The organism is Campylobacter sp. (assembly GCF_030528245.1).
Classification (GTDB): domain Bacteria; phylum Campylobacterota; class Campylobacteria; order Campylobacterales; family Campylobacteraceae; genus Campylobacter_D.
On the sequence record NZ_JAUMZG010000052.1, the window covers coordinates 1 to 5,590 of the forward strand.

5 protein-coding genes and 1 pseudogene are annotated in these 5,590 nt (G+C 45.2%); 2 read left to right on the forward strand and 4 right to left on the reverse strand.

Annotated features, from left to right (window positions below; genetic code table 11):
* Together Q4A73_RS07100 and Q4A73_RS07105 are read left to right on the forward strand one after the other, a co-directional pair.
* The coding region (locus tag Q4A73_RS07100) for a bacteriocin (RefSeq protein ID WP_303206758.1) at positions 1-496 on the forward strand (496 nt) is incomplete at its 5' end.
* Entirely contained in the window at positions 493-1,104 is a 612-nt protein-coding gene (locus Q4A73_RS07105; RefSeq protein WP_303206759.1) for a hypothetical protein, read from the forward strand. The genes Q4A73_RS07100 and Q4A73_RS07105, both read left to right, overlap by 4 nt.
* A gap of 230 nt (positions 1,105-1,334) precedes the next feature.
* Here the strand turns inward: Q4A73_RS07105 and Q4A73_RS07110 are convergent.
* The 4 genes and pseudogenes from Q4A73_RS07110 to Q4A73_RS07125 all read right to left on the reverse strand — a co-directional run.
* Positions 1,335-1,757, reverse strand: a pseudogene (locus Q4A73_RS07110) (flagellin); the annotation flags it as partial.
* Positions 1,758-2,764: 1,007 nt separating this feature from the next.
* Entirely contained in the window at positions 2,765-2,956 is a 192-nt protein-coding gene (locus Q4A73_RS07115) for a hypothetical protein (protein WP_303206760.1), read from the reverse strand.
* A 241-nt stretch (positions 2,957-3,197) separates the two neighbouring features.
* Entirely contained in the window at positions 3,198-5,171 is a 1,974-nt protein-coding gene (gene uvrB, locus Q4A73_RS07120) for an excinuclease ABC subunit UvrB (protein ID WP_303206761.1), read from the reverse strand.
* 44 nt (positions 5,172-5,215) lie between these two features.
* Positions 5,216-5,590 (reverse strand): hypothetical protein (locus tag Q4A73_RS07125; RefSeq protein ID WP_303206762.1); only part of this gene is annotated, 375 nt, incomplete at its 5' end.

The following is a 5,590-nucleotide window of genomic DNA, read 5'->3' on the forward strand; positions in this document are numbered from 1 at the left end:
CGTAGGAGTAAAAATTCTTAGCCTTGATGAGATGAAAGAGGTTAGGGGTGGGTATCAGGTTGTGTTTTTGCATAACGGGACTCAATGGAATCCAGCCGATGAACTATACGCTGTAGCAAAATATACCGAAGGAGAATTGCAATATATGGCAAATTATCTTCAAGGCAATACAAATGCCCCGCAAGGACTTTGCGGCATAGATCAAGCATCTTGCTCAAATCATAGTAAAAATAGATTCACAGCATTTTTACAAGTAACACAAAATTCTCTCTCTATCCTTCCTGTCTATACAGTTAAAAGGCAAGTAAAAGTTTCGGATTTAGGTAAGCCTTATGTGCTTTTCACTTATGGGGTAGGTGCTTATGATCCTAATACTTATCAAATGTATAAATTTAATTCCAGCCCTATTTTAAATAACAATATGATTATTAAAGAAATGGCAAACAAATACAAAGGGCAAATGGAGTCTGCTCTTGGAGGATGGTATGTAAGATGATTACTTTAAGTTCTTTTAATAGATATTTTGGAAATAATCCTCTACAGACACTTACTAAAATTAGAGATGAAAGTATTGAAAATGGAAATCCTGAGCTTACAAAAGAAGAAAGAGAAAAACTTGGTAATAGTTTTATAAATGTATACAAGGATTATGTGAAACTAAGCGATAAAGTAGAATTGGTTGAAGGATCAGTAGAAGATAAACTTAGGAAAAATGAATTTTCGGAGTCTGAAGTCAAAAGCTTATTTAAATGGATAAATGAAAATACAAAATCACCCCATTGGATGGAAGTTGATGGAGTGAGTTATGATGAAGCTTATATTAAACTCTTTCATACAAGCAAAAATATAGACGAATTTAAAACAAAATTTCTTGAGCTTCAACAAAAATATTTAGTCGATTTTAAAAATATTAATTCATCGCAAAAAAATTCAGAAGAAAACAAAGAACCTTTCAAACCCATACAAGCAGAAAGTAAAAATAAAGAAACTTACAAAGATGAAATAAAAATTTATTTTTGGGAGCAATTTTTAAAAGCTTATTGGGAAAATGGAGTGGATATCTTAGAACTTTTAAGAAAATCAAAAATAAATATGAGGGTTTAAAAATTTTTTAATAAATTATCATGCGAACGATGAATTTGTTTTGCGAGAGTGGAATTTAAAATCTTTATAGAGGTTGTTATTTAATAAGTTTAAAATTATAATTTGTATTAGAATTGATTTTTATTTTTTATTGAATTTAGATATTTTTCTTGTGTTATAGCATCTAACAGATTTTTAGGGTTAAAAATAAGCCTTCTTGGTAAATATTTGAGCCCATTCGAGCTCAAATATCAATGCAACAAACTTGCGATTTTTGTTTGCAGCATTATATTGCTTTGTGCGGCAGCAAAAGCGGCAGCATTTTCTCTAAGATAACCAGCGTTAAAATCATTAACATTTTTTGCCATATCGTTGTTGAGCAAATTATTTTCAGCAGCTTTTACACTGATGCTATTTTGCACGCTGGCATTGATATTGGCATTGAGGGCATTGATCCCTGAGCCAATTTCACTCCTCAAGCTCCCTAGCTGGTCAGTAAAAGAAGTGATGGTTTCTGGGTCGTCAATGCTTAAATTATCAACATTAAGTGGGTTTAAATTCGTTTTTTCCACCCCACTGCCCACGACAAAATCCATAGTTTGAAACACATTTTTGCCATTGTAAGTGGCATTGTTAAAAGAATCATCCATCGACTCCTTTATGCGCGTGGCTTCGCCCCTAAATTTCTACTCCAGACAAGGCACAAACGACCTTACTAAACCGGGACCTTCGTGGCTTTTAAATTTTTCACTGCGTATAGTGAGGCTTAAGGATGGGGATTTGGTGCTTGATTTTGCGCTGGAAGCGGCACGAGCGCACAGGCTGTTTATGATCTGGGTCTTGAAGATGGCTTAAAAATTTCTTATATCTTAATGCAAAAGGAAGAAGTTATCAGTGAAAAATCTAAAGTTTATGAGGCTTGTTTGAAATTTAAAATCAAGCCCTCCGTGGCAGAGATCCTAAAGCTGCGACTTAAAACCTGCCTTGAAAACTAGGACTTGAGGATAAATTCAAATGAAAGGAGGGCAAAAATGGCTCATAAAAAAAGCCCAAAAGAGCTTTTTGCAAAAGGCGATTATAGGGCGAAGGATTTTCTCATCACTGCCCCACGCTCTAGCGCCACTAGCTAAACTTCAGCAGCGGTATAAGAAGGATATGGATAGCCTTGCTAATCCAAGACTCTAGTGGCGCGTTGGCTTTGGGCCTGTTAATAAACACGACTTTGATGGCACGCTGAGTGAGGCTAAAGCCATTTTTTGGAAAGTAAGGTATCTGGGCATCAATGCAAAGAACGCTACCTTTAACGACACCATGATGATTAAAGCACAGGCCTTTAAAGATGATAGGACTTTTCTAGCCCTGTTTTTATGGAGTAAAAAATTATTGGCATAGCCCACGGACAAAACTCTGCAATAAGGGTTTTTGCTAGAAAAGGTAGGGCGCTTTAAGGATGGAAAGATGGTGCGAGGCACCCAGAGTATAGGCTTTTAAAAGCTTGTTTATGGTTTTAAAATTCTTAGCATGAGTGCGGAGGCTTCGCACCTTTTTGATGCTTAAATTCTATCCCTGCAGGAATTCAAAAGCTCGACTCAAACCATCCGCGCGAAAATTTAACGTCCCCGACAGATTGGCGCCCAGCCTCGCAAGGATCCGCGCTCCCTATCGGCCCCAAATCATCCCCTTAAGGCAGCTTCGAGGAACTTTTTGCCTCCGTTCCAGCCAAGCCAAGCCTCGCGCCAAAACCCACCCCTCGCAGGAAATTCTCTCCCCGACAGAATTCCCTCCCCCGCCAGCTCTCCTCGGCCAGAATTTGCGCGTCAAATTCCAGCCTCCTCCGACAGAATTCCCTCCCCCGCCAGCCTCCTCTCGCCACCATCCCCCCGTGCGAATCCCCCAGTCACTCACTTCTCATTTTCCACTCTCCGCGCTCCGTCTCCCCACCACTTTGCGCTCCTCCCCCCTGCTAGAATTCCACCCTCGACAAATCCTTCCCCATCTCGAGGGCGCCGTGAAATTCTCCCGCCATAGCCTCGAGGCCCCATTCTCTCCCGCTTCCTCAGGCCCAGCAGCCATCTTCTCCCGCAGCCCTCACCCCAGCAAGATACGCATGAATTTTAAAGATTCTTAAGCTTTCTTATCTCATCCCTGAGCGCCGCAGCCTTTTCAAACTCCAGCGCCCGCGCCGCTTCAAGCATTTCTTTACGCAGCTTTTTGACAAATTGCGCCCTCTCGCTCGCAGGCATTTTTTCCAAATTCCTGCCCTTGCGGTAAATTTCCGCCCCGTCTAGCTCATTTTTGAGACTATCCTCCAAATTTCTCCGCACCGAAGTGGGTGTGATGCGATGCTTTTTGTTGTAGGCTTCTTGGAGTTTGCGGCGTTTGTTTGTGATGTCCATCGCTTCTTGCATGGATTTTGTGATCTTTTTCGCAAAGAGCAAAACCCTACCATTGACATTCCTAGCCGCCCGCCCCATCGTCTGTATGAGGCTTGTGGTGCTACGCAAAAAGCCCTCCTTGTCCGCGTCCATCACGGCGATGAGCGAGACCTCAGGCAGATCTAGCCCCTCGCGCAGGAGATTGATGCCAATAAGCATGTCAAACTCCCCCGTCCTAAGCCCGCGAATGAGCTCATTCCTCTCGATGGCATCGATTTCTGAGTGCATATACTTCACCCGCACCCCAAGCTCCAAATAATAGCGCGCCAGCTCCTCGGCGAGCTTTTTAGTCAGCACCGTGACCAAGATCCTCTCATCCCTTGCTATCACTTTTTTGGCCTCATCGTAGAGAATTTCCACCTGATTGTCGCTATCCTTGAGCTCGATGATGGGGTCCAAAAGCCCAGTAGGCCGCATAATCTGCTCAAAAACCCTCCCTTCTGAGAGCTCAAGCTCAAGCGGAGCCGGAGTGGCCGAGACGAAGAGGAAGCGGCATTTTTTGCGGATGAACTCATCAAACATCAGCGGGCGATTATCTAGGGCTGAGGGCAGCCGAAAGCCGTAATCGACTAGGGTCTGCTTTCTGCTCCTATCCCCCGCAAACATTCCGCGAAACTGAGGCAGCGAGACATGGCTCTCATCCACGATGAGGAGAAATTCGCTATTTTTGAGCGCAAAATAATCAAAAAGCGTATAGGGCGTCTCACCGCTTTTTAGCCCCGTAAGATGCAGGGCGTAGTTTTCTATCCCCTTGCAAATGCCCGTGCTTTCAAGCATCTCAAGGTCAAATTCCACCCTTTGCTTGAGCCTTTGATACTCCACGAGTTTATTCTCAGCTTCAAAATAAGCAAGGCGGCTAGCCAGCTCGGCCCTAATGCCCCCAATCGCCCTTTTGAGCTGGCTTTGCGTGACGGAAAATTGACTGGTAGGATAGAGGATGAATTTTTTCAAATCCCGCCCCTTTTTGTTCTCAAGCACATCATAATGATACATTTTTTCAAGCTCATCGCCGAAAAATTCCAGCCGCACCACCTCATCCTCAAAATAGGCCGGATAAACATCCACCACATCCCCACTCACACGAAAATCACAGCGCTCAAAAAAGCTATCATTACGCCTATAGCCCATGTCGACGAGCTTTTTCAAAAGCGCCTTTTGCGCCAGATGCATTCCCTCCTCAAAAATCAGCACCATGCCCTCAAATTCTTGCGGATTTCCCAGCCCGTAATTGGCCGAAACCGAGGCGATGCAGATGACATTTTCATAGCTTAGAAGCGAGGCCGTCGCACGCAACCGCAGCCGCTCGAGATCCTCATTGACCGAGCTATCCTTTTCGATGAAAAGATCCGTGCGCGGGATGTAGGCCTCAGGCTGATAATAATCGTAGTAACTGATGAAATACTCCACAAAGTCCTTCGCAAAAAAGCCCTTAAATTCACTATAAAGCTGGGCGCAGAGGCTTTTATTGTGGCTCATGATGAGGGTGGGCATTTGCAGCTCCTTGATGATATTTGCCATCGTAAAGGTCTTGCCAGAGCCCGTCACGCCGAGCAGGGTTTGATACCGATGCCCCTTTTTGATGCTTCCCACCACACCCCTAATCGCCCCAGCCTGATCCGCACTCGGCCTAAAATCACTCACAAGCTCAAACATCCCTCGCCCCTCAAATTTTCCCTCATTCTAGCCCATTTTGGTTGCTACTTTTTTTTAGAATTCTCGCCCGCCAGTCCCCCCCCGCCGCGCCACAATTCCAGCCCCCGCACAAAATTCGCAGCCTCCTCGCGCCAGACTCTGCCCCTCTGTCCCTCCACTCCCAGCCGATGATCAGCGACCCCGATCCCTCCCTCCAGCGCCAGCCAAACCCAGCTCCCCAGAATTTTGCGTTTCAACCCCAAGCCCACTCTCGCGTAAGCCTTCGCCGCACAAGCCCCCAGCCCGGCCACAATTCCCGTCGCCCGCTCCGGCCACGAAAAATTCCCCCTCCCCGCGCCGTCTCCGCTTCGCCCCGCCTCAAATTTCCTCGCCCCAGAATTCCCCCCGACACGCGAGAGGGTTTTCGCCTCCGCGCGCCA